Below are 23,482 nucleotides of genomic sequence, written 5' to 3'. Positions count from 1 at the left end.
ATAACACCTACTAACGTAAGCACTGAAAATTGTATTAAGCCATGTCGCTTTTATTTACTCGGCTCACTCTCTTTACTTTGCGCGTGTTGCGCTAACTCTTCGTCTAAGTCGTCAGAAAAAATATCAGTATTGATGATATGGCCATCAACTATCAGCATTTGCTCTTGTGCGGTCTTGTCTTCAATACGTGGGTCAAGTGTAGCAGCAAGTGGAGAGCTGGTGATATCTGAGGTAGCAGCAACATAGTCTGTTGGTTCTGGCTCTTCTTCTTTTTGGCGAGCATTGATATAGGTTAAAGCTGCGTACATGATTACCGTCAGGACGGCAAAAGTTGCATACAAAGAGTGAGGACCAAAGTAGGTCATTACCTGAGCAAGGCTTGCTGAACCAACACAGGCACCGGCACCAAATGCAACCAATAATGCCGAAGACACACCAACGCGGTGCTCGTCATCAACACGAGAATTAGCCAAGGCAGACGATAGTGGATACAAGGTAAAAGCAAACAGGCCAAAAGCAAATGTTAGCCAATAACTAAAGGGCGCTTGGGTTGGTAAAAAAAACAGGCCAAGCGACACGAGCCCTATCATTATGGCATTGGTTCGCAGTAAAATACTGCGGCGAACTTTATCTGAGATCACGCCCATTGGCCACTGTGCTAACAGTCCTGCAAATATCGTTACAGCCATATACATGGCGATCTCTTCGGCGCTAAGCCCTGCTTGGCTTGCAAAAGTAGGCGCAAGGCCATAAAAGCTGCCATTGATCACACCTGCAAAGCAAACTGCGGTAAGCGACTGAGGAATAGTTTTGAAAAAGCCAACCAAACTCACTTGAATGGGCTTTAAAGGTTTTGGGTGGATCCTACGCGTGATGGTGATGGGCACGATGCCAAATGATAACGCAATACAGATTAAAAACAGTGGAGCATAGCCAAGCTCAGGAAACTGCGATAGCGCAAATTGCCCACCCACCATACCTAAATAGGACGTGAGCATGTAAAAAGAAAACACTCTTCCGCGTTGCTCGGGTGCCGCTTGTTCGTTCAGCCAGCTCTCTAACACCATGTAATTACACATCATGCCCAAGCCAACCACAAAACGCAGTAATAGCCAAAAATAAATGTTGTCGCTTACCCCGTGGCTGGCAACACAGGCAGTTACAATGGCTGTGCTGGCAGAAAATGCCCGAATATGACCAACCGACTTTATTAAGTGATAGCCTAACTTTGAGCCTAATAATAAACCAAGGTAGTAACACGAAGTTAGCAGCCCAATCCAAAAGGTTGAGACATCATGTTGCCCAAGATAGAGCGCTAGGTAGGTGGTCAATAAACCTGTGCCACCTACCAAAAAGAAGTTTGTAAAGTACAAAGATGGAAATGATTTCATAAAGGCAACTAAACTGGCCATATTTTAATGCGGTAAGTCTCTAATAGTAGAAGAAATAGCACAAAACTCCAAGCTATTACTGACCTTGATTGGATAGCTTAAAACGTAAATTAGCTGATGATGCCAAACTAAGGTTAGGCGGCATTATTTGCCCACTTTCGACTTTTTAGTATGCAAATGCGTTTAGTTTTACACCATTGACTTTAATATCTTTAAATTGAGCAGGAGCCACCTCATATGTCCCTTGTATTAATAGGTCGACTAACTCTTGATCAGAGAGTTCATCGCTATGATTAAAATGTAGTGCTCTGCGTTGCCACTGTTTTTGGTCTAGATAAAAAAGCGATAGGTCTGAGTAGTTGTCTTGCTTGGCAATAAATATATATTCCAATTGTTTGTCATCATTGAGTTCGATAGGGAGTATGAGCAGCTCAATACTGTTGGCAGCAATGGCTTTGTATTCAAGCACGTATTGCTGCAGTTTTTGTATCAGTGAGCTGGGTAACTCGGTGTCTGGTGCTGAGCCGATGATTTGAAGAGCGTCTGTAATATCAAAAGGCTGGTCATGCAAATCATCAAATTGTGTATTTTCAAGGGCAGCTTTAATGCGAACCCCTAGCTGCGGATATTGCTGTGCGTAATGCGCTTCAATTTCAATTAGGGCTTCAGTGCCTGCCACGCCAAGGTCATGGGCAAAGTAGTAAACATCAATGTCGTCTACATCAGTAAGGCCTGCGTGTATTCGCGCTAGCTGGTTTTGGGCACTTATATATTTAAAGTTTAATAAGGGCGACTGAGTCAGTATAAGTGCCAAGGCGAGTAGTAGTCCCAAACGGGTATTTATGGTACCCAATGCGCGTACCCAGTTAAGCTTATCTTTAATGATACATATGCTGTAACAGCCAAGGTAAAATGTTAAGAATATCCATACAAAAATAGCCCATAAGCGACTAACGCTCAGGCCATACTGCTCAACTCTTAACCATAATCCATAGCCGCTAATAGCAAGATATACAGGTAAAATGACAATACCCAAGAGCAGAGCGATATTGGCAATGCGCGCTATATTTGGTGCAGTCAGCGTATCTTGAAATGCTAAGTTGAGTGTTAATAAAATCAATAAAGTCAGCACAAATACTAAGTTGCTACCACCATTATCCCAAAGCGCATCTAAGCCTTGAAAGGTAATAGCGACCAAAAAGACTGAACTTAACAGTAACAGCAAAGGCAGTAAGGCAAACGAGAGCGTTTTTATAAGGTGATTAGCCGTAGTCACAACTTTACTACTGTTGCGTACCTTTAATACCCCAATGGCGTGTGCAAGAGATAGCGTTGGGTATACAAACCAAGGTTCATAGAAGATATCTTTGAAAACGTGAATATCAATGGTACTGAATAGCTCAGCCCACAATACAGCAATAAGCCATACGATTAAGGTAAATATACTGGCCAAAAGCACGGTAATGATCAGCTTACAGGTGTTGCCAATTAGCAGCGGATAACTCAGTTGCCATTGACCATTTTGGTGCGTGATTGATGCTGAAAAGATAAATATTTTGAAAGTTAACAACGACATTATGGCGGCAAAGTTAAAGCTGTGTGCTGCTAAATCAGGGTACTCTGGATAAAGCGTTTGCGAGCCCGTATAAGCACCAAGTAGCGCGGCAGTAATAGTAAAACCTACGACGATGGGGTAAAAATGGCGTTTTGTAATGGTTGTCACACCATAAATAAGGAGTGTTGGCCCAGTTAAAAGCGCGGCATAACTTGCTAGTAACATAGAGGGAGACTGTGTTATTTGCCAGTCAAAGCTCAATGCTTGATGAAGTAGTACGAGCCCGAGCGCCTGCACTAAAGCACACAATAATAACCAACGGCGTTGGGTTGGGGTGTTTTGAAGCTCTGCATGAGCTGTATCCGTTGGCACTGCTTCTGTTGGGTTAGTCACATCGGTTTGCATTGGTTCCATCCTATATATTTACTGCGCAATTAAATGCTATCCCTTGAACACTTAATGTGGAATGACTAAGCGCACTGATGTGCGCTTTTTGTTGGTTGTTAGCAAGTTAATCAATGTGGAATCGACCAACTAGCTGATCAAGGCTTTTCGCAAGTTCAACCAGCGATTTAGCACCATCAGAGAGGCTATCAGAAGCTTGACTGACCTGCACTACTGACTCAGTGAGCCCTGCTATTTGGTCATGAGTTTGACTTGCTGAAGAACCTTGTTGCTGAGCATCGTGAGCAATGGTTGTAATAAGCTCTTTAACTTTGGTTACACTGCTGGCTATGTTTTCAAAAGCTTGGTGCGCCTCTTCTGATTGTTCAATGGCCTGATTGGATGCGTTCACGCTTTCGGTCATTTTACTTGATACTGAACGCGTTTGTTCAATCAGCTTGGTCAATACTTGCTCTATTTCTTGTGTGGCATCATGAGAGCGCTGGGCCAGTGTTCTCACCTCATCGGCTACAACGGCAAATCCACGACCTTGCTCTCCGGCTCTGGCAGCTTCAATCGCGGCATTTAAAGCCAGCAAGTTAGTTTGCTCTGCTATTCCTCTGATCACCCCTAAGATATTGGTGATGTTATTACTTTCGCTTTCGAGTTGTGATATTTCAGCGGCGGAGGCATCTAAAGAGCTATTAAGCTGTGCAACTTGGTTTACTGTGTTGCTTATTAAGGTGTTGCCAGAGTGAGCAAATTGGTCGGTTTGGGCTATTTCATCCAACGAGCCTTGGCAGTTATCACTCACATTTTGCGCCATATGGTGAACAGCTTCGGTGTTATTAGCTGCTTGATTGGCCGTCCCTTGCTGGCTGCGGCATTGGTTACGTATATCATTAATTTGGGTCTCAAAATGCTGAGCAGAGCTATTAAGCGTATGCGCGTTTTGCTGAATATCTTTTACTAACGCGTTAATTGAGTTTAAAAATTGATTGAACCACGTCGCCAGTTCACTGATCTCATCATTGCCAATTACTTGCAAACGTTTAGATAAGTTACCTTCACCCTGAGCGATATCTCGTAACCCCTCAGACACTCGTTCAATGGGGTACACAATCTTGTTTGCTAATGTCACCGCGATAATGCCAAATATCATTAACATGACCAGCGCTATCAAAGTGATGCTCCAAGACATGCTATAAGCAGATGAGAGGATCTCGTCTTCATCAATCACCGCAACAAAGCGCCAGTTAAGTTTTTCAGAGTGATACACCTTGGCATCAACCGTTTTATTTTTCATTTCTACACTGATGTAGGGCTTGTCATCGGCAGTGGCAATTTTTTTGTAAAGCGGCACATCGAGTTCATTGATATTTTTAAAGTTGTTTTCTGGTCGTTTGGGGTCGGCAAGCACGGTGCCTTTGCCATCAAGTAAAATTACGTAACCCGTCTCACCTAGCTTAATGTTGCTCACAATATCGGTCAGGGTTGATAAGGTCACATCGAGCGATTGCACACCAAGAAACTTGTTGTTGTTAAATATACCTGTGGCAACCGATACCATTGCTTGTCCGGTTACGCCTTGATATGGCTCTGTGATCACCACATCTTTTGGAGACTGTTTTGCATTTTTATACCAAGGACGTTTGCGCGGGTCATAATTACCTAAAGGCTCCGCGGGGTACTGAATAAACCCGCCATACTCAGAGCCCATATATACAAACAACAGCTCTGGATGGGTTTGCCCAAAAGCGGTGTAAAACTCAAATATTTCACCTTCTTGAGGGGAGTTTTTATGCGGTGTCATGGGCTTTTCTGCCCCAAAATACTGTGCGATATCATCAGGCATATCGCTTACTGTTTTGTGCTGTGCTAAAAATCGAGCATTATTTTTCATTTGCTCAAAAAATAAGACAAAGGTATTTTCTATTTGGCGGATCTCACTGCTTGAGAAGTCTAAAAAGCTATTAAGAGATTCTTCTTTTGTTTTGGTGATACTGACTGCAGATATCGCCAGAATGGGCACGATAACAGTGAGCAAAAAACTGATAATTAGTTTTTGGCGCATTCTCATAAGATGCTCCTGTGGTTAGGCAGTTTGCAGGTGTCTAGCTGATCATTATTATTATAATTAGACACCGAGCAAAGGGTTGTCATTGGGTGTTTTTCACTGTTTTTACTGAGCGTGGTCCGTTACAATCAGGCACCGTTAGCGACTTTTGCACGATAGCTAACGATGCTTTTACGTCAAAACGATACTTTTAACGATTATTACAGTATAGATACAATAACCATTAACGCCCAGTTTCGCTATATTTTCTAGCAACTTATTTGATGCTTTTTGATTAGCTTGTAAAAATCTGAGCGATTTCTTTGTGCAAGCTTTGCCGCTTCCGCCACATTTCCTTGGCATAAAGATAAAACCTTTTTAATATAGTCGTGTTCAAATTTCTTTTTTGCGTCGTTTAAACCTTCAAAGCTTGTTTCTCCAATCTGTGGTACTGCACTTTTTATAATATCGGCTGTAATGAGCTTTGCAGAGCTATTGGCAACGGCGTGTTCAATCACATTTTGTAGCTGTCTTATGTTTCCCGGCCAATGATAATTAAGCAGGCAGGTCATCGCTTGTGGGCTGATGACTTTTTTATCGTCAGTGAGTTGTTGCATAAACCGATTTGCCAGCAATGGAATATCTTCAGGGCGTGCGTGTAAGCTTGGCAAGTGAATAGAAACAACATTGAGGCGATAGTAAAGATCTTCCCTAAACTCTTGGTTGGTAACCGCTTGATATAAGTCTTTGTGACTTGCAGAGAGAACGCGCACGTCAACTTGTTGTTCTGTATAACCACCAACTGGACGCACTGTCCGCTCTTGCAGTACTCTCAGTAGCTTTACCTGCAAATCTATTGGCATATCGCCAATTTCGTCTAAAAAGAGGGTGCCACCATGGGCACTTTGCACTAAACCCACTTTGTCGTGTGTTGCGCCAGTAAATGCGCCTTTTTTGTGCCCAAATAGCTCTGACTCTAATAAGTGCGCCGGTACTGCGCCACAGTTAATTGCAACAAAAGGCCCGCTGGCATAGTTACTGGCTTTATGAATAGCACGTGCTGTTACTTCTTTGCCAGTGCCACTAGCACCTTGAATCAAAATGCTGGCTTGGCTTGGGGCAAGCGCCTGAATTTGCTGTACAACTTGATGCATAAGACTGCTTTGATACGCCAATCCATGAAAATGGTGTTTGTTTAGCACGCTATTGCGCTTTTTATGATTTTTGAGGGTATTTTTTATGGCTTCAAGTAATGACAGGCTCTCAATTGGTTTACTTAAAAAGCTGACAAAACCTTGTTGCATCGCATCAACTGCGTCAGGGATAGAGCCGTGTGCACTCATCATAATCACAGGCAGTCCAATATGGTTCTTTTTTATGTTTTCAAATAGCTCAAACCCGTCCATGTGTGCCATTCGCAAGTCGGTGATCACCAAGTCTACACTATTTTGTTGTAGAAGTTGCAGCGCTTGCGTACCTCTATGGGCGGTTAATACATGATAGTTATTCGCTTCTAGGCGCATTGCCAATAATTCAATGAGTGATGTGTCATCATCGACAAGCAATAGGGTGCTGCTCATGGGTTAACTCCTAATTCATTACCTTTACTATTTAGGGTTGCAGGCGACGCGAGGCGTTGCTGCTCAATTTGGGCGAGTTTTTGCTTTAAATGCTCAAGGGCTAGCTCAGCATCAAGCAGTGCTTGCTTTTGCGCGGCTTGGTGTTTTTTCAGCGAGAGGTTATCTAACTTATATTGTCTGAGTTTTGCCGTGTGCTGATATAGCAAGGCAAAGTAGTTGCGATAATCTTGTGGCCAATCTTCTTGTAGATGCAGCTTTTTGATGAGCCTAAGTTGGGTGGTGGTTGAGCGCTCTTTGCAAAAGCTATCTAAAAATAGACGAAGCGTTTGGTGCCCTCGGTAGCCTGCTAATGCGGTTTGTGAATGGTTCTCGCAGGTACTGAGGTGAGCTTGAACTAATACGCTAAGTGGTGCAAATTGTTGCTGCTTGGAGTTGCTAGGCCCAATAAAAGCTTTTGACTTATCAGTGGTGCTTTTGCAGGCCACCAATGCACACAGTAGCAATATTATTAGACCATTACGCATGTTTATCTCCTTGTTCAGGAAATTGAATACAGATGTGTGCCCCTGCGCTGGTTTGTTGCCACCTTGCTGTACCCCTAAGCTGTTTTACGCATTCAGCGACAATGGCAAGACCTAAGCCGCTGCCTTGATGATTGTTGCTATGTTTACCACGGTAAAAGGGTTGCATAAGTTGGTGTTGCTCACTTGGGTCTATGCCGGGGCCATCGTCAATAACATTAATAAATATCTGTCTTTGCTGCGCATAAAATTTTATTTTTATCATTGAGTTGGCGTACTGAAGGGCATTACCCATCAGTTGCGTTAAAATTAACTTGGCAGGTAAGTAAGGCAGCACAGTATGGTTTTGTCGGTATATCCATTCAATATTTAACTGTGACGAAGAGAGTTGTTCTTCAAAGTGTTGCAGCACTTGACACTTGAGTTGCTCAAAAGTACAAAACTGATGAGCTAGGGTATGGTTGGCAGCACTGTAATTAAGTAAATCGTCAATGAGCGTTGCCAAGCGAAACAACGCTTTGTCCATAATTTGTATAATACGTTGCTGAGCTGATGTGATATGCCCAAAGTTATCGCTTTGCAGCAGGCTATTACCTTCTTTTAAAGAAGCAAGGGGCGTTTTTAGCTCATGGCTAACATGTCTTAGAAAGGCATCCTTTTGTTTTTGGCTACGTTGCAGCTCGTTGCGTAACCAATCAAGCTCCTTACCTAAAGCCACAAACTCTTCACTGCCATGTAGCTCAATGGGATGTGTGTAATCACCGCCGCCCAATTGCAATATGACTGTTTCAAATGCATTCAGTTGGCGAGTGACTTTTCGGATCACCAATAAAGAAATAACACTAAGCAATGGAATAAGTAACAGCAGTCCAAATAGGAAATTGCGATTGATTTTGGCAAACGCTGAAGCTCTATCAGTAAGTCGGCTTTGTATGGCTTGATTAAAGTTAGCTTCTAGGCCGTTGAGTTGTTGACGGAGTTGCTCGTAATTAACGTCAACCGCTCCTATTTTTGGGGTTAGCTTTTGTAGTTGTTGCCATTTCGCAACAAGTGGCTCAAACGGAAGAGAGTTTTTTAAAAATTCAATGTTCTTTTTAGTGGTTAGCCATTTATTTTCGATCGTTTTTTGCAGTTTGGCATTATTTAAGAGCTGATTATTAAGGTGTGCTTTTTCTAACGCTGAGATATCTGATTTTAATGTCGTGAATTTTAATATAAGAGATTGATTAATTTGATAAATGTGATTGGTCTCTTGCTGGTGGTTGGCGAGCTGCTGGGCATACCATAAAGTTAAAGCGATAATAGGCACAAGTGCGAGAAGCATTGCCAATCGAGCCTGTTGCCCTAAAGATTGTGAAAAAAATTTAGCTGGCGAATTTTTGATCTTGCTAAAGTACAAAGATTGCGGCCACTTTAACCATTCTATATCCATCACCCGCTCCTTGATATTCATTATGTTGTTAAAAAGCAACAAGCTAATACATTGATTTAATTAGCATAATTGTTTTTCGCGATATTGCTTGTTGCAATTAAGCAACAAACTCTCTTAATCGATGCTGAACTGGTTGCGCTAATAAATAATAACCAATTGTTTTTATTGTGGTTATTTGTTCTGGCATTAAAGTTGGAATAGTAAGCGCGACATAAGCAATTGCTAAGCGACGGGCAAATCGTTAGCAGCTAAAACGGCCACTAGCGAGTAGGCGCTAGTTTGGTTAAAGCACAACTTAAGGAGCCAAATGATGAAAAACTCTCTTATTACAATCTCGTTTATAGCGCTGTCTGCTGCTGCACTAACAGCGCAAGCAGGTACTTCTTTTTCTGTAATTGACTCAGATGGTGACGGCGCGCTTAGCTTAAGTGAATCTAAAGCGTTACCAAAGTTAATGGCGCAATTTAAAGACTTAGATACCGATGGTAATGGCGTCTTAAGCCCAGAGGAGTTCGCAAAGTTTAAGAGCGAATAGGGTTTAGGTGGCAGATATGTAGGGCCACCTCATTAAACTGGTATGAAATTAAAAAACAGCAATTAATGGTTTGGAGTACAACATGAAACTAACAAGCGTTTTTACCTTAACATCCGTATTTTTAGCGAGCGCAGTTGCATTTGCGGCAGAGTATTCATTTGCATCGTTAGATAGCAACAATGACGGCGTGATCAGCCCAACTGAAGCGCAAGTATCAAGCGAGCTTGCAAGCCAATTCCGCAAGCTTGATAGCAACAAAGACAACGAACTTACCCCAGTAGAGTTTGCACAATTTAAGCAATAGGAGAATGACCCATGAAAACACTAAACGTAGCATTTACAACACTTGTATTGTTGGCGAGCGCATCGGCAATGGCTGGCACTTTTGCAGATTTTGACACTAACAAAGATGGCGTGATCAGCAAAAGTGAAGCGGCGGCATCTGAAAGCTTAATGAAATTGTTTGATGAGCTTGATGCCAACAAAGATGGCGAATTGTCGCAAGAAGAATTTAACAAGTAACCCCTGGAGACTTCTCTTGGGAGAACCCCTTGAGTATTTTATCTCGTCCAAAGTCCAGCTCGTTCTGGGCTTTTTTGCATTTTTAAAAAATATTATACCAATTGCATTAAATTGGTGATCAGATATTGCGACAGATAAATGGCTTAGTAACAAGGCAAATATTTCGCTATGTAGTTATTCTACATGAGAAATATATAACGCAGTTAATGAGTTATTTAGCTCGCTAGAATGATCAATGTATTAATAAAATTGGTATTAGAGCGCCTTTAGCATGTGCGTTTCAAATCTGTCACTTGGCCATTCACAGGGGGGAGTGCTTTAACCTGTGCTTGATGTATTGCAACGGCAAGTTTTTTAAGGGAATAAGTAGCTTTACCACCAAGCACTTTAGTGTGCGTTTGAGTCACAAAATCAGTAATTTGACCATTAACATCAGTTTGCGCAGCCATTATGCATCTCCTTTAAAAGTACGAAACAGGAGTATAGTTGCGCATTGTTGGCTTATCACTTACAGGCTGTTACACAGTGAAGGTTTTGCAATAGGAGAGTGAACCTCCGGGTGCTTTATAACAAAAGCAATTTGCTGTTGGCTCAAGCAATTTTAGATTGAACGTTGGGCTTTGTAATCAGCAAAGCCCAAGTAGTTAGCCTAATTAAAAGCGATAAGTGATATTGGCGCTTGCTTGAAACTGGCTCAACGATTCATTATCAAAATGCCAGCTACAGGTGTCTGCCGTATCAGGGTTGTTATCACAGCTCACCGCTGAGGTGTTTTTAACTATGGTGGCTACCCAGCGAACTTCTGTACCAACACTAAACCCCGCACCCAATTGGTAATCAAGCCCTGCGAATAAACCAGTGGCAAAGAAGGTATCATCTTTAACAAAGTTGGTAGATATGCGGTTAACACCGAGATGTGCACCGAGGTAGGTTTGCAAGTTGTCTGTAACTGGGCGCTTTACTGCGCTTTGAAATAACAACAGTTCAGAGTCAACTTTATGTGTAGGGCTGTTTTCTAACTCACTTTCAAAAACACTATAGTAAATACCATATTTAGCACCGTCGATGTGACGATCGACACTCACAGCAAAGTGTGTGTCGTCAACAATTTCATGCTCTTGACCTTTACTAGTACTGATCTTTTGGTTTAACGTTTGACCTGCATATGCGGTAATACCAATGTCTGCAAAACTGGGCACAGAGAAAAGCGCAGCACCAAGTGCTGCAGCACAGAGTAGTTTATTCATTAGACTTCCTTTTAATGCGGCTTAAAACTTCTACATAAGCCGCGGCAAATGACTTATATTGACAGCAATTCTACATTAAATATCAGATATATAAACCTTGTTGGTTGTTCGCAAATTCTGAAAGAGCGGCAGTACTGAGAAACCCATAACTAGGTGGCCAAAAAGTATTAATTACTTCAGGACTAAGATACTATAAATCTGAAACTTTTCTTACTTTTCACCATTTTCAATAACTATAGTGAGTTCTTTATGGATAGCCTCACTCATTACTGCTACTTCATTTTCCCCCTACGAAACGCAGCTTGAACCGTAAGCGTCGCTTAAACCCCACCTAGCCGCATCCATATAAAATTTATGTGAATAGTTTCACGCTAGGTTTATGGAACCCCCAATATGCTTTAATTTCTGTGAACTCTCCATGTTTATAAACCCATTTCAGCTCCAGCCACCTAGTTTGAACCAAGCTTAGTTGTTTTTGTCTGGGTTGAACCTCGTTATTACAGTTCCACAAAGAGTATACTTTGAGAAAGTGGCTTGGTAATTGTGTAGACCGACCAAGATGCTCCACCATGCCTTCCGACATAATAAAATTAACACTGGTTCTGTGTGGAATTTTTCTTCTAACATCGCTTAAGTCGACATCAAAGAATAATGAGGTTGTACCTAAAACATTTGCTAGGCTTTGGTCTCTCTCATTAGTTAAATTTAAAGGGGTCCAATGAATAAACTCGTAAAATAGCTCTAGCTTCCCTAGTTGAACATGAGTGTAAAATTTATTCTCAACGTTCTCACGCTGTAACATAAGTGTAAAATGTATTAACTCAGCGGGTAGTGCTTGAGAGGCATACCTGTTTAAGCTTTCTATTTGAAGCATGGTATTAGGTATATTTGCAAGCAACCATCGCTTTATAGTCTCTGGTTTGTTACGTATCTTAGGATGAAATGTGAAACTGATACCAAATCTTCCCTCATCCAGAGAGGCGATGTTATCCCATTCCAACCAGATACTCTCTAATTTGTTTCTAAAAGGGTGGGTTGTTTGTGTCCAAGAATCAATGATATCAATTAGCCAAAAATGACTGGATTGAAGATCATTAGAAATCAGAAACTCTTTTAGCTCTATGGCGTTTAGACGTTCGACTCTTGCCAAAAAGTCGACTTGATCGTCGTCAGATATTCGAGATTCAAAATAGAATGTACTATTGAAAGTTTCCGCGATATTTTGCACCTTAGAAAATGATGCAGCTACTGAGCTTGCAAAAAGACTACCTAGGTTTTCTAATTGTGTTTTATTAAGCAACTGCATCAATTTTCTGCCTTACCAAGTAATTGGGTTGTCTAACATTTGCTCTTCGGCAGATTTTAATAATTCAGTTAGCTGAGATTGATCAAATTGGCCACCAATAGGCATATCTTGCAACATGTTCTGAAGCTTTTCAGGCATGAACGGACAGTAGTCTTCAATATACTTGTTTAGACCGACATCAGTCATTTTATCTATACCACCATTAACATACATTTCGTAAAGAGACGCTAAGTACGAATACTTTTCTTCCATTTCTTGCTTTTTGATTTCTTGGTTACTCATTATTTGTTTCCTTTTTGCTTGGTTTGTAATTTTGCGTCGTATAACGACCATATAAAATCTGATGCTGGTGTATGTCCGGTCAGAGAGTCTTTAGTAAATTGAAAACCTTGCCCATACCAGCCTCTGTCTAAAAATAAAACCTGGGGGCAATTATCATTACCAGAAGATTTTTGTAAACATTGTGATTTTTTATCTGGGCCTAGTTGGTAACTATTAGCGTAAGCGCACTTTTTTCCTTTAATTAAATTAAAAATTTCCGCTTGCTGACTGTCTCCAATACGCTCAATGCTTGCATCTGAAATACTGTCACAATTTTTGTCATTGGATGTACTAATATTCGCCCAAATTACAGCTTTCGAATGACAACTCATACAGCTACTATTGGCTTGGCGATCCCATTCGATTATTTCATTTGCGAGAATGTTTCCACTAGGTATGGCAACAGACTCATTGAATTCTTTATCTGAAAAAGGTGTTACCTCACTAGATTTGTTTGCTGTAAAACCAAATGCATTAAGTGGACGTTGAACACCAACCAGTTGATAATATTGACTAACACTTTTTGCCTTAGCCGCATTATCTTGGCGTATTTGATTATATTCGATAATAGGCTTTGCAATGGGCGTGACGCGAGCAAGCTGAGTTTTTCTTTTTCCATTTACTATTTGAGGGCACATATTGACTGGGCATTGTTCTGCTGGGCAGTCAGGGTTCGTAAAAGATGGGTGTTCGCCGTCAAGATTATTAATATGACTAAATGTGGTCCAAACCCAATAATTGTTGGTAGATGCTAACTTAGCTGCCAAATGAAACGCAACCAGTCCATATTTTTTACTATTTTTAGGGTTATACCAAACAAAGTACTGTTGCTCCTTATCTGAGGCTGTTAGCTGTTTCCAAGCCAGCTTAATGGATAAAGGGCCATTTGACTTATCAGTTTGCCAATTTTTTATGTAAAGAGTTTTATTACTCTTCGTATAGAGCTCAAACTGATCTGAGGCAGATTTAAGTGCATTCTTGTTATTGCCGAAAGAATAATTACTTGTGGCTATGTCGTTTAGGTAAGCAGTTAGTACAACCTGATTTCCAGCTTGATCCCATAAAGGGTTATGTGGTTTGGGAAGCGCAATATTTGCATCAACGCTAGCTTGTTGATGCCAAGTAGGTTTCAAAAAGTCCGAAAAGCTATCAGCAGAATAGTTTGTACACTTTTGAGGGATATATGTTTCTTGTTCATCCCAATTTGCATTGTCTGGAAAATTACTTTCTTTGAGTAGTGCTTCAAAAGCATCCCATGCGAAAGAGTGATAAAGTTTGTCAATATCAGGTCGACGCTCAGGGTAATTAGCATCAATAAAACTACAAAATTTAAAGTTCCTTTGATTCGGCAATACTTGCGTAATAACATCATCCGTTGGACAAATTACGTCGTAAATTTGAGCTGTGTCTTGAGCGAGCGTCAAATTTGATATGAGCGATGCAGTTAGAAAAAGCGAAGTCCTTAGCATGATGGCTGATTTTCCTGTAAGAAGGTGTTGATATATTGTACATCACTTGCGTGTAGTGATTGTGTAAATTTTTGATTTATATAATTTAATTTATTTTCACAACCGATTAGGTTACAAATTCGAAGGCTGGTGTACAGGTAGAATGGCGCATGTATTGGTAGGCCTAACATTGCTTCAAGCCGGCTTTCTATAACTTCCACCCCTTGTACAGAAGGAAATTTAAATGCCTCTGCGCAAGCTAAATTCAGCAAGTTGAATAATTCGTAAAATTTGAAGCCATAACGAGCCGACAAACTAGCACCTAGTTTGCTGTGCGTAAGACACTGTTCGAGATTTTTTTCATCACCCGAAGATAAAAAGCTAAATAAGCTTAAAAGTCCTAACTGGCCGTGAAAACTCGATATCACATCCGGCGTGGATCGTGTTTCAGATTCTTCTAGCACATCACTCATTAAGTCATAAGCTTGTGGAATATTTCCACTAAGGCAGAGCGCGAAACTAGCAAATGAACGACAAACTAAAACAGAATCATGGCCAAACTTTTGCGTGTCTAAAACTCCATTTTTGTGCTCTATTTCATCAGCCATTGCTGCAATATTGATTACCGCTTCATATTCTCCTGAGATGAATTTAACTTGTGCTTGGCATTCTAAGTAAATGAGCTGATAGATTGGATTATCGTTGACATTTAACGCATTAATTTGGCTAGAATATTGTTCTGCTAGTTTTAATTCAGCTCTGGCGTAATGGTACATGAAAGCATTTTTAGACATCTTCATTGCCAACTCAAGGTCATCTATTGTATTGACTAAGTGAAGGCACTCATTGAAATATTGAGCAGTTGCAGGATCATTCCACCCCTTTAATAATATTTCACATAATCCAATCTGGCTATAAAGATTGAATTTATCCCACACCATGTCATCTTTATTATTGTCAAGCTTCACGATAGACAGAGCTTTATTATACAAGCTATGTGCTTGTAGTTTTCCATGGGGTAACTTAAAGCTTAAATTTCCTGCATGAGAAAATAACTCAACCGCGTTTTTCAGTTTGCCGGCTAATTCAGCAAACTGAGCAAGTCGAATTATTCGAGTTAAGTCTTCACTTGAATCGTTTAAAGTGATTAGGTGAACATATATCTTTGATGCATAGTCAAGTATCTTTTCAGTATCCATACTCTCATACGCTGCATCTCTCACCAGTGCGTGTTTAAAGATATAACTGTCGTTATCTACTCGGCGTTGGTGAATGATGAGATCGTTTTCCATCAGCTCTTTTAAGTCGTTTTGAATTTGGTTTTCGCTTAATGGTGAAGCGGCGACCAGTAGGTCGTATTCAAATTCACGGCCGATGGTGGCGGCGAGCTGAGCGGTTTCTTTGGCAAACTGAAGGCTATCGAGTTTTTGTTGTAGTGACTCGCGCAAACTGGTGGGCACTTGGTCGAGTTTATCAGGGTTTACAAAGTCGATATTGTTAGCGCTGTCAGCAACGAGCCCTTTTTGTTTTAGCATGCCAACTAGCTCTTCTATAAATAGCGGGATGCCGTCGGTGCGGCTAACTAAAATATCGAGCACGTTGCGTGATACGCTGTGGCCATCGAACAGTTTAACGATAAAGTCTTCGGTGGCTTGCTCTGTGAGTTTTTTGAGGTTCACTTCAAGCAGGGTTAAATCTTGCAGCACAGTGGGTATGTTTTGGCGCGAGGTGCTGAGTAAAACATGGCCTTGTGTGAGCTGTTGTGCAAAGTGATGCAAAAATTCTAACGTTGAGCTGTCTGCCCAGTGAATATCTTCCACAATATAGAGTTTGTGATCGCTGAGGCTATGCTGGTTCGTTAATAGCAAGGCACTTAAGCTTTCGAATAAGAGTTCTTTTTGTGCCTCGGGAGCTAGCGCTGACGGTTGTAGCTTGTCACCCAAGTCTATGTTTAACCAAACAAGCAAAATAGGCAGTGCTTGGTCGATGTTAAGCGCACTATTTTGCTTTTCTAGCAAGTTACTGAAAAGCGTTGAAGCTGAGTCAACATCTAAACTTGGCGTGTTATACAAATACCTGATCAAAGTTAAAATAGGGTAGAGCGCGTTGTTTTGGTGCTCAGGCAAACATTGTGCAACTAGGTGCTGATATTGCGGGGCATTGGCTCTTATTTCCTGCAATAAGCGCGATTTACCAATACCGGCTTCACCATGAATGTGCGCAATGCGAGTTTGTTGATTCTGGGCGTTAATAATCGACAGTGTTTGTTCAAGCTCAGCGTGGCGGCCAATTAGCTCATGGTGGTTACGCGTACCACGCATAAAGCCAAATGCTTCAACACGACGTTCACCCATTAAGTTGAAAATGGTGACAGGTTCGAAAATTGGACCTAGCTGCACTTGCCCGTAGGTATTAAATTCTGAATAGGCATCTAAAATTGAGCGAGACTCAAAGGTACATAAAATCTGTTTTTCGCCCGCTTCGCGCGAAAGCGCGATGGCAATGTTGGCATTATGGCCTTCAGGTACTGAGTTGGCGTACGTGATGAATACGCCGGTATGAATACCCACATGGGCGTTAATTGCTACGTTGTGCGCCTCTTGCATCAGCGCATTACGTTTGGTTAATTCGCCAACCATTTCAAGGGCAGTACGTGCGCATAAGCGCGTGTCGTTATCACTGGCAATGGGGTAACCAAAATAAAATAAACAGGTATCGGCTAAGTTACCCACATGATAAGCGCCATAGCGGGTAGCAATATCAATGAGGTGATTACGTTGAGACTTATAAACCGCATCAATTACGTCATAGTCTTTATCATTATTATTCAACGCTTTAACGCTTAGCCTAACTGCTAACACGGTTAGCTGTTTACGCTCAGTGAGTGCGGTGTAATCAGCAATGGCACGGTGGTTTGGGTCGTCATCGCGGATCATCACGGTGGTATCGTCAAAACCATGTCTGGCACTGGCATCAGCCAGCACACCTACAAGGTTTGATACATTAATGTTGGCAAGCTCTGAGTATACTTCAGCGCCGGTTACCACGCGCTCGGTGGCATTTTTATGTAATACTCGGCGTAACAGCTCTGCAATTGGATGGCCCAATAAAGCACTTGGGATAGGAATGTGTACATCGCTCAATTGTTTATGATAAATAGAGGCAATGCTGTTACCCGTAACCGCTGGTAAGCCAGTTAAACATTCTAAATATACTAAGCCCCACACATAAAGATCAGATTTAGCTGATGCAGGCTCACCGCGCAGTTGCTCGGGAGCACTGTATGATGGTGTACCTAAAGTCTCTTGGGTTAATGTAAGTGTGTGATAGTCAACGGCACGGGTATCTTGAGCCAGCGTACCAATACCAAAGTCCAAAATTTTTGCGTAGGTTTTAGCGCCCATTTTGCTGAGCATAATGTTAGCGGGTTTTATATCGCGGTGTATTATGCCTTTACTGTGTGCATGAATAAGTGCATCAAGCACTTGCAGCATCACATCGGTCGCTGTAACAGAATCTAGAGCATGTTCGGTGGTTAGGTATTCACGAAGGGTTACACCTTCAACATACTCAAATACGCCGTATAGAATATTGTCGTTAACCTGACCTCTATCAAGCAAGCGCACAATGTGTGGGTGTTGTAGCTGGCTGCTAAGTTCTGTTTCGCGTTTAAAACGCTCTATATAACGTTGTTTTTTTTGTTCTTCGCAGTGCGGTTCGATGGCCAGAAACTTAATCGCCACCAATTGGTTGGTGTTTTTATGTTTTGCTTTAAAAACTTTACCAAAACCACCTTCGCCTATCTTGTGAAGCAGTTCGTAGTGTTCAGAGTTAAAGCTGCTGGTAATAAATGCGTCTGAAAACTGAGTGAGCGACATAGCTAGATTGTTCCAATCATTATTGTTGTAACCAGTTCCTTTGAGTTAACGTCCTAGTTACACTTTGGTTTTACTTATTGTTTTTACAGACAAGTAATTTCGCTCTTCCGTGTACTTGCCATTAACATGAGATTATAGCCTACCTTATCGGTCACAGTTTAGGGAACTTAAATTATTTTTTTATTAAATTTGGGAACGGCCAAGTGGAAAGGGTGAATGCTATTGGCTAAAGAAACCCAGGTCTTGATCAGGAAGACGGCAAGAGCGGCTTGCATACTTTCGTCTTCCTAATTAGCTTAGTTATTCAAAACTCGTTTTATGATCTTAAACGAGTGGCATCTTTAAAGGATGTAAGGTTATTTTAAGGTGATTTTGATGTCTTTTAGTGTTGCATGGGTTTTTGCGTATGCGCGACTACCCGAGGCATATCGACTGTCTACGGTGCCATAGCGCTTGCGTTCAAACTCAAAGTCAATTGAACAATCAAAGCTGCTATTTAATTCATCATTTTTAAAGATGTTGATGTCGTCAAAGTTAATGGTTTTCATACCAGTATCAGCAACATCAGTAAATGTATATGCGTTGCTTATTTCGTTGTCATCTTTTTTACATAGGCTGGTGAGTTGTATTTCTAAAGATTGGTTGCCTTTGATCTTTAGTGCTTTAGCCCATCTAAGTTCTAGTGGTTGGTCAACCTCAAAACGTTGTGCTTGCTGCGGTGCAATAACAAAGATAGATTCAGGCAAGGTAACAATGCTAGTGAGCGTTTTTTTCTCCGATGAGCGGTAGAGTTTTACTTCATACTGAGTATCTGCTTCGTGGTAGGGGAATGTTGCGCGATAGTCGATATCAAAAAACTCGATATCTTTAGTCATGTCTTTGGTCATGTTTTGCGATAAAGCATCGTTGCTCGCAACCACTGATAGTTTATCACCCGCTACTAAGTTAAGGTTGTTGCCATTTCGGCTGCTCACATTTAACTCAGCGATAACGCGGCTGTCATTGCCATTTGATGTAACATAAATATCAGACCAAATAGCTTCTGTTTTAACCAAATTTGAATTGGTTGTTTCAGAGGAGCAGGCACTGGCGAGCATGGCGCAAAGTACTACTGCGCTCAATTTAAACTGGGGCATATCATTATGTCCTTATAGTAAGTATATAAATTGAGCAGATGATACTTGAGGTACACGGTATTTAGAATGTCAAAAGACAAAGTTTAACAATTAATTACACCTGTTAATTATTAGCTTGAGTTACCAGTGTGACTTTTAAGCTGGCAGGCTTAACTGCGCAGTTAAGTTTTGATAAGTAAAAATTGAGTGTTGTGCTGGCTTTTGCAAGCTCGCTGTGTGACAGACTTTGGCTGCAAAAAAGCTCAACCACTAGGGTATTCGTCAGGTTTTTTAAAGACGCCGAGTGGCTTAAATATAAAAAATTTGCAAGGTCGTCTTTGAGTTCCTCACAAGCCTGAGTGAGCAATTGGATCAGTTGCTTTTCAAGGCGCTTTTCAGTTTTAGTCATTTTTTACTGGCCGCATAAATCCAACACCGATTACCCGAGGCAAGCTGTGCTTGTACACGCACATATTCATCTACTTCATAGTTATCGGCTTGGGTAAGTTCATCGTCAGTCAGTAAAAACACGGTGCCGTCAATTTGATCGCTCGCTAAGCCGGTATGCACTAAAATAGGGTGTACATCTTTGCCACTGGTGGCTATCACCTTTGGATCAGTAATCGTTACTTCTCCCAGTACATAGCCAAGCAAGGTATCTTTGGTGCCGCTTAATGTACGACCAAACGTATCCAATTGCACTTGTGTTTGTTGCAGTGTTCCGTACGAAAAAAGGGCTTCCATAAAAACCTCAAGCAGTTAGCAATGGCTGAAAAATACAGCAAATGACCAATAACTTCAAACAATTAAATGTCAATTGGTCGGCCCACATCTGGTTTGCTGTAGTCACATACGCCATGCGGAAATATGCGTTTTAAAGCATTTATATCATCAGGCGATATACTATCTCCATACAGGCCTTGTTGCACCGCAGTGTTTATATCCATTAAGGCACATTTAAATAAGTCGCCCGCCCAAGGTGCGCCGGCTTCGATGCGGCTAGTGCTGTACATGGGAAAACGTGACTGGCAAGCGCCATCTGGTTTATTATTCCACTGGCCATCAAACACATGCTCGCCTTTGGCATGTACGCTGCCATCTTCGTTAAAACAAGCATCTTGTAACTGCTTGGGTTTTGCGCTTAGCACTCCTTCCGCCGAATGCTCTTTAATATTTAAAAGCCATTGGTCCATCAAAGCAAAGGCTTGGGTTGTTGGGTCATGATCTTTGTGCGCAACCCAAATAACATGATTGTTACTGTGTCCGTTGGCTTTATCGATGCGTAAACGGCTATAGAATGAAGCCGACATATGGTGCATATCCAGTTCGTTTTCGAGGTAATGCCGAGCATCAATAATGGGTAAAGTGACTTTGCCGATAAATACTTGCCCAGAGCGATAAGCAGCTTCCATGGCTTTTAAGTTACCCTGGTGCCTAGGCGCAGCTGATTGTTCAGCGTGAGTGATATTATCGCTGCCCCACAAAGAAAGCCAAAGGGGGATTTTAGTACCAAGCGGCGTAACAATATGCTCTTGATGCATTTCATTTTGTGCTTTCCATGCGCCGATGTGGGTGTTGATATCAACAAATTCAGCAAAGGTGATTTTGCCATCAATTAGCGCATTTAGCCCATATTGCACACCAACATTGTCCCATGTGCTGTTGCCAAAGCCATGTTTATCTTTGCCAAACACATGCTGCATATCTTGCCAATAACTCCAATTGGTTTGCTCTACAACAGGCTTTGCAAAAAATTGCCTTAAAAAGCCTTGTTTTGGGTTATTGATAAAGGCTGATAGTCCAAAATAGCCGTTAATACATTCACTGTTACCATCAGGAAATGAAGGCACAAACCCCGCCATGAGCTGGTTAAGGGGTTGCAAAAAACCTGCTTTTTGCGGAAAGTCGTTAATTGCGTTCATACCCTCAATCAGCCTGCGTCGCTCCCAATCTCGCCATGCTTTTTTATTGTCGGCTCTAAAAGTAAAATAATTATTGAGTAAGTCACAATCTAGTGCGTATGTGGTTTGGGTGATCATATCTGGATAACTGTAAAGTGGGATCAAACCATCAAGTATTCCGGTACTGTTTTGTGCAATAAGGTACTGTGCTAAACCGCCCCCTGAGCCGCCAATGCCCACAGTGTAAAGTGGTTGACCATACAAACTGGTGAACTGTTTTTTTACTCGTCTTGCGGTGTCTTCGGCCAGCAGCATGTTATAGGTGTAGCTGGTTTTATTGCCACTTGAGCTGATCACTGCATATCCGTCAAGTAACTGGTTTGCCTGTCTTTGCATCACTTTCCATGCATGCTGTCGACCTTGGCGGTAGCCGATGCCAGATCCGCCGTTAAACTGATAAATCAGCCGTTGATTCCATTGAGACTGTGCGCTTCTATCACCTACCTCATCTTTAGTAATGGGCATCACAAGTGTGTAGATAAAGCGATTTATTGATCCTCTTTCTACTCTAAATAGTGGACCAGAAAAGGTCTGTGCTTGGGTAAGCGTTAATGACTGGGGGTCAAGGTTATTGTCGATGGTGTAATATTCAAGCCGAGTTTTTACTCCACAATCTTTACTGTACCCGATCACCTGATTGTGTTTATCGTAAACGGCAACGCCATGACCTAATTGGTTATCTACTTGTGGTTGTCCTAGTCCTGAGTCGAGTGTCATGCAAAAAAACGGGTATTGATTCGGCCCTGAATATAGGCTCTCTGCAGGGCCAACTTGCCCTATTTCAATTGGGAACTGAAAGGTTTCATCGGGGCGCTGAACTTTGGCTATATGCGGATAAAAATCAAGCAGTAAGTTATTTTCACTCGGCGCAATAGAGCGCACTTGTCGGTGCGTAAATTCATCTTCGGCAAGTTGTGGCCACAATATCAATATTGTAATGATAGTAATGCATATCACTATTAGTGAGCCAACCCATTTAAACCACTTAATCATAAGCCACCCATTTTATTTTGACGCTTACTTTAAGTTTAGAGCAGCAAAAAAATAGTCGTTGTTATCACTTTGTGAAAGATAGATAAGCTGATGAAGCGGTGCAAAATTTAATTTTGGTAATGGGCTAGTTGCCACGTATTTGGCAGAGTAATGCAACAAATTACTCAATATTTTTACGTTGTAGTTAAACAATGATTGGTTATTTACAGATCACGGTATTGCGGCCGTTATGTTTTGCATCATACATAGCCACATCGGCGCGTTTAAGTGCTTGCGAGTAAGAGGTATCTGAAGTGACCATTTCGGTAACGCCAACGCTTATTGTGATCGGTTTTTTATTCGCTTTATTTTTATCATAAAATACATTTTCAACTGCTTCTCGCAGGCGCTGTGCAGTTTGTGTTGCCTGAGCAACTTTAATGTGGGGGAGTATTACAACAAACTCATCGCCCCCAAAGCGACAGGCAATATCTGTTTGCCTTAGCGTGTCTTTGCACGTTTGGGCCACTTTGCATATTGCTTGATCACCAGCTTGGTGTCCTTGAGTATCGTTGAGCACTTTTAAGTGATCAAGGTCAAACATTAATAGCGATACGCAATGTCCATGGCGCTGAAAGGCACTAAAGTGGTAATTTAACTCACGCTCTAGGCGTCGGCGGTTATATAGCCCGGTTAATAAGTCGGTGTCGCTTTGCTCCCGCAATTGTGTTTCTAATTTATGCCGAGGAGAAATGTTACTGGCGACCCAAAGTACAACGTCTTCATCGTCTACTTTAAAGTCTAGCGGTGTAACGCGTGCCTCAAACCAAATTGGTTCAGATGGACCTTCATCTGGTAAACCTTTTACATCTTTGTTGCTGAGTTCATACTCTTCGATGATGAGTGCTTGAGTATCTAATGCGCGTTCTATAATCGAGATAAACCAGTCGGCTTTATCTTTTTTGATTAAATCACTGATTGTATGGCCAATTAAATTGCTACCATCATGATAGTAGCGCTCATCTTTACCACCAAAAATAGCAACATACTTTCCGCTTCTAGAGAGTAAAAAAACGGGGTCTGGTAGCGCTGCAAGTACAGCAGACATCTGTTCAGCGTTGATCATCGTGCTCCTCAAGAAGCTTATACTTCTTTACTACTTCTATAATTGTAAAACATACAATGAATTCGACAACTTTTTATCATGTTATCGATAGCATAATTATATTCAAATTCAGTGCCAAGTTAGGGTATATAG

Annotated in this window: 20 protein-coding genes; 3 read left to right on the top strand and 17 right to left on the bottom strand. The window is 41.5% G+C overall.

Translation table 11 applies throughout. The annotated features are described in order from the left end of the window. Positions 1-50: 50 nt before the first annotated feature. The 6 genes from GDK41_RS18495 to GDK41_RS18470 all read right to left on the bottom strand — a co-directional run bounded on the left by GDK41_RS18495 (position 51) and on the right by GDK41_RS18470 (position 8,919). Entirely contained in the window at positions 51-1,391 is a 1,341-nt protein-coding gene (locus GDK41_RS18495; protein WP_152087950.1) for an MFS transporter, read from the bottom strand. 166 nt (positions 1,392-1,557) lie between these two features. Continuing rightward, positions 1,558-3,351 carry a DUF4153 domain-containing protein gene (locus GDK41_RS18490; RefSeq protein WP_172971681.1) on the bottom strand — a complete coding sequence of 598 codons (1,794 nt, stop codon included), beginning with the start codon at positions 3,349-3,351 and terminating at the stop codon, positions 1,558-1,560. A 106-nt stretch (positions 3,352-3,457) separates the two neighbouring features. Next, positions 3,458-5,410, bottom strand: a complete 1,953-nt coding sequence (locus tag GDK41_RS18485) for a methyl-accepting chemotaxis protein (protein ID WP_152087948.1) — start codon at positions 5,408-5,410, stop codon at positions 3,458-3,460. 245 nt (positions 5,411-5,655) lie between these two features. Beyond that, entirely contained in the window at positions 5,656-6,966 is a 1,311-nt protein-coding gene (locus GDK41_RS18480; RefSeq protein WP_152087947.1) for a sigma-54-dependent transcriptional regulator, read from the bottom strand. Continuing rightward, a complete protein-coding gene (locus tag GDK41_RS18475; protein ID WP_152087946.1) occupies positions 6,963-7,490 on the bottom strand; it encodes a hypothetical protein in 528 nt (175 codons plus the stop codon). The genes GDK41_RS18480 and GDK41_RS18475 overlap by 4 nt, the downstream gene beginning before the upstream one ends. Further along, positions 7,483-8,919 (bottom strand): sensor histidine kinase, encoded by a 1,437-nt coding sequence (locus GDK41_RS18470; RefSeq protein ID WP_172971680.1) that lies wholly within the window; start codon positions 8,917-8,919, stop codon positions 7,483-7,485. Before GDK41_RS18470 ends, GDK41_RS18475 begins: the two co-directional genes overlap by 8 nt. A 307-nt stretch (positions 8,920-9,226) precedes the next feature. Between GDK41_RS18470 and GDK41_RS18465 the strand changes: the two genes are divergently transcribed. The 3 genes from GDK41_RS18465 (at position 9,227) to GDK41_RS18455 (ending at position 9,976) form a co-directional block, all read left to right on the top strand. Beyond that, a complete protein-coding gene (locus GDK41_RS18465) occupies positions 9,227-9,454 on the top strand; it encodes an EF-hand domain-containing protein (RefSeq protein WP_232056575.1) in 228 nt (75 codons plus the stop codon). Between the two features lie 82 nt (positions 9,455-9,536). Further along, complete coding sequence (locus tag GDK41_RS18460) at positions 9,537-9,758, top strand: EF-hand domain-containing protein (protein WP_152088285.1); 222 nt, start codon at positions 9,537-9,539, stop codon at positions 9,756-9,758. 11 nt (positions 9,759-9,769) lie between these two features. Then, the gene (locus tag GDK41_RS18455) at positions 9,770-9,976 is read left to right on the top strand and encodes a hypothetical protein (RefSeq protein ID WP_152087944.1); all 207 of its coding nucleotides are present in this window, start codon (positions 9,770-9,772) and stop codon (positions 9,974-9,976) included. 266 nt (positions 9,977-10,242) lie between these two features. On the opposite strand, the gene GDK41_RS18450 is transcribed toward GDK41_RS18455, so the two are convergent. From GDK41_RS18450 to GDK41_RS18400, 11 genes are all read right to left on the bottom strand, one after another. Then, the gene (locus tag GDK41_RS18450) at positions 10,243-10,425 is read right to left on the bottom strand and encodes a RebB family R body protein (RefSeq protein WP_152087943.1); all 183 of its coding nucleotides are present in this window, start codon (positions 10,423-10,425) and stop codon (positions 10,243-10,245) included. A 204-nt stretch (positions 10,426-10,629) separates the two neighbouring features. After that, complete coding sequence (locus GDK41_RS18445) at positions 10,630-11,223, bottom strand: hypothetical protein (protein ID WP_152087942.1); 594 nt, start codon at positions 11,221-11,223, stop codon at positions 10,630-10,632. 352 nt (positions 11,224-11,575) lie between these two features. Continuing rightward, a complete protein-coding gene (locus GDK41_RS18440) occupies positions 11,576-12,529 on the bottom strand; it encodes a hypothetical protein (protein ID WP_152087941.1) in 954 nt (317 codons plus the stop codon). A gap of 12 nt (positions 12,530-12,541) precedes the next feature. Next, the gene (locus GDK41_RS18435; RefSeq protein WP_152087940.1) at positions 12,542-12,811 is read right to left on the bottom strand and encodes a hypothetical protein; all 270 of its coding nucleotides are present in this window, start codon (positions 12,809-12,811) and stop codon (positions 12,542-12,544) included. Next, entirely contained in the window at positions 12,811-14,319 is a 1,509-nt protein-coding gene (locus GDK41_RS18430; RefSeq protein ID WP_152087939.1) for a hypothetical protein, read from the bottom strand. Before GDK41_RS18430 ends, GDK41_RS18435 begins: the two co-directional genes overlap by 1 nt. Continuing rightward, the gene (locus GDK41_RS18425) at positions 14,313-18,176 is read right to left on the bottom strand and encodes a TOMM system kinase/cyclase fusion protein (protein WP_152087938.1); all 3,864 of its coding nucleotides are present in this window, start codon (positions 18,174-18,176) and stop codon (positions 14,313-14,315) included. The genes GDK41_RS18430 and GDK41_RS18425 overlap by 7 nt, the downstream gene beginning before the upstream one ends. A gap of 356 nt (positions 18,177-18,532) precedes the next feature. Beyond that, positions 18,533-19,312, bottom strand: a complete 780-nt coding sequence (locus GDK41_RS18420; RefSeq protein ID WP_152087937.1) for a hypothetical protein — start codon at positions 19,310-19,312, stop codon at positions 18,533-18,535. Between the two features lie 103 nt (positions 19,313-19,415). Continuing rightward, entirely contained in the window at positions 19,416-19,700 is a 285-nt protein-coding gene (locus GDK41_RS18415) for a hypothetical protein (protein WP_152087936.1), read from the bottom strand. Continuing rightward, entirely contained in the window at positions 19,697-20,035 is a 339-nt protein-coding gene (locus tag GDK41_RS18410) for a gamma-glutamylcyclotransferase family protein (protein WP_152087935.1), read from the bottom strand. Before GDK41_RS18410 ends, GDK41_RS18415 begins: the two co-directional genes overlap by 4 nt. A 62-nt stretch (positions 20,036-20,097) precedes the next feature. Further along, positions 20,098-22,245, bottom strand: coding sequence for a DUF6351 family protein (locus GDK41_RS18405; protein ID WP_152087934.1), 2,148 nt, complete (start codon positions 22,243-22,245; stop codon positions 20,098-20,100). 199 nt (positions 22,246-22,444) lie between these two features. Further along, positions 22,445-23,350 (bottom strand): GGDEF domain-containing protein, encoded by a 906-nt coding sequence (locus GDK41_RS18400; protein WP_152087933.1) that lies wholly within the window; start codon positions 23,348-23,350, stop codon positions 22,445-22,447. Between the last annotated feature and the right edge of the window lie 132 nt (positions 23,351-23,482).

The organism is Pseudoalteromonas sp. A25, assembly GCF_009176705.1.
Lineage (GTDB): Bacteria > Pseudomonadota > Gammaproteobacteria > Enterobacterales > Alteromonadaceae > Pseudoalteromonas.
The sequence above is the reverse complement of the archived record's forward strand: the minus strand, read 5'-3'. Positions and strand labels throughout refer to the sequence as shown.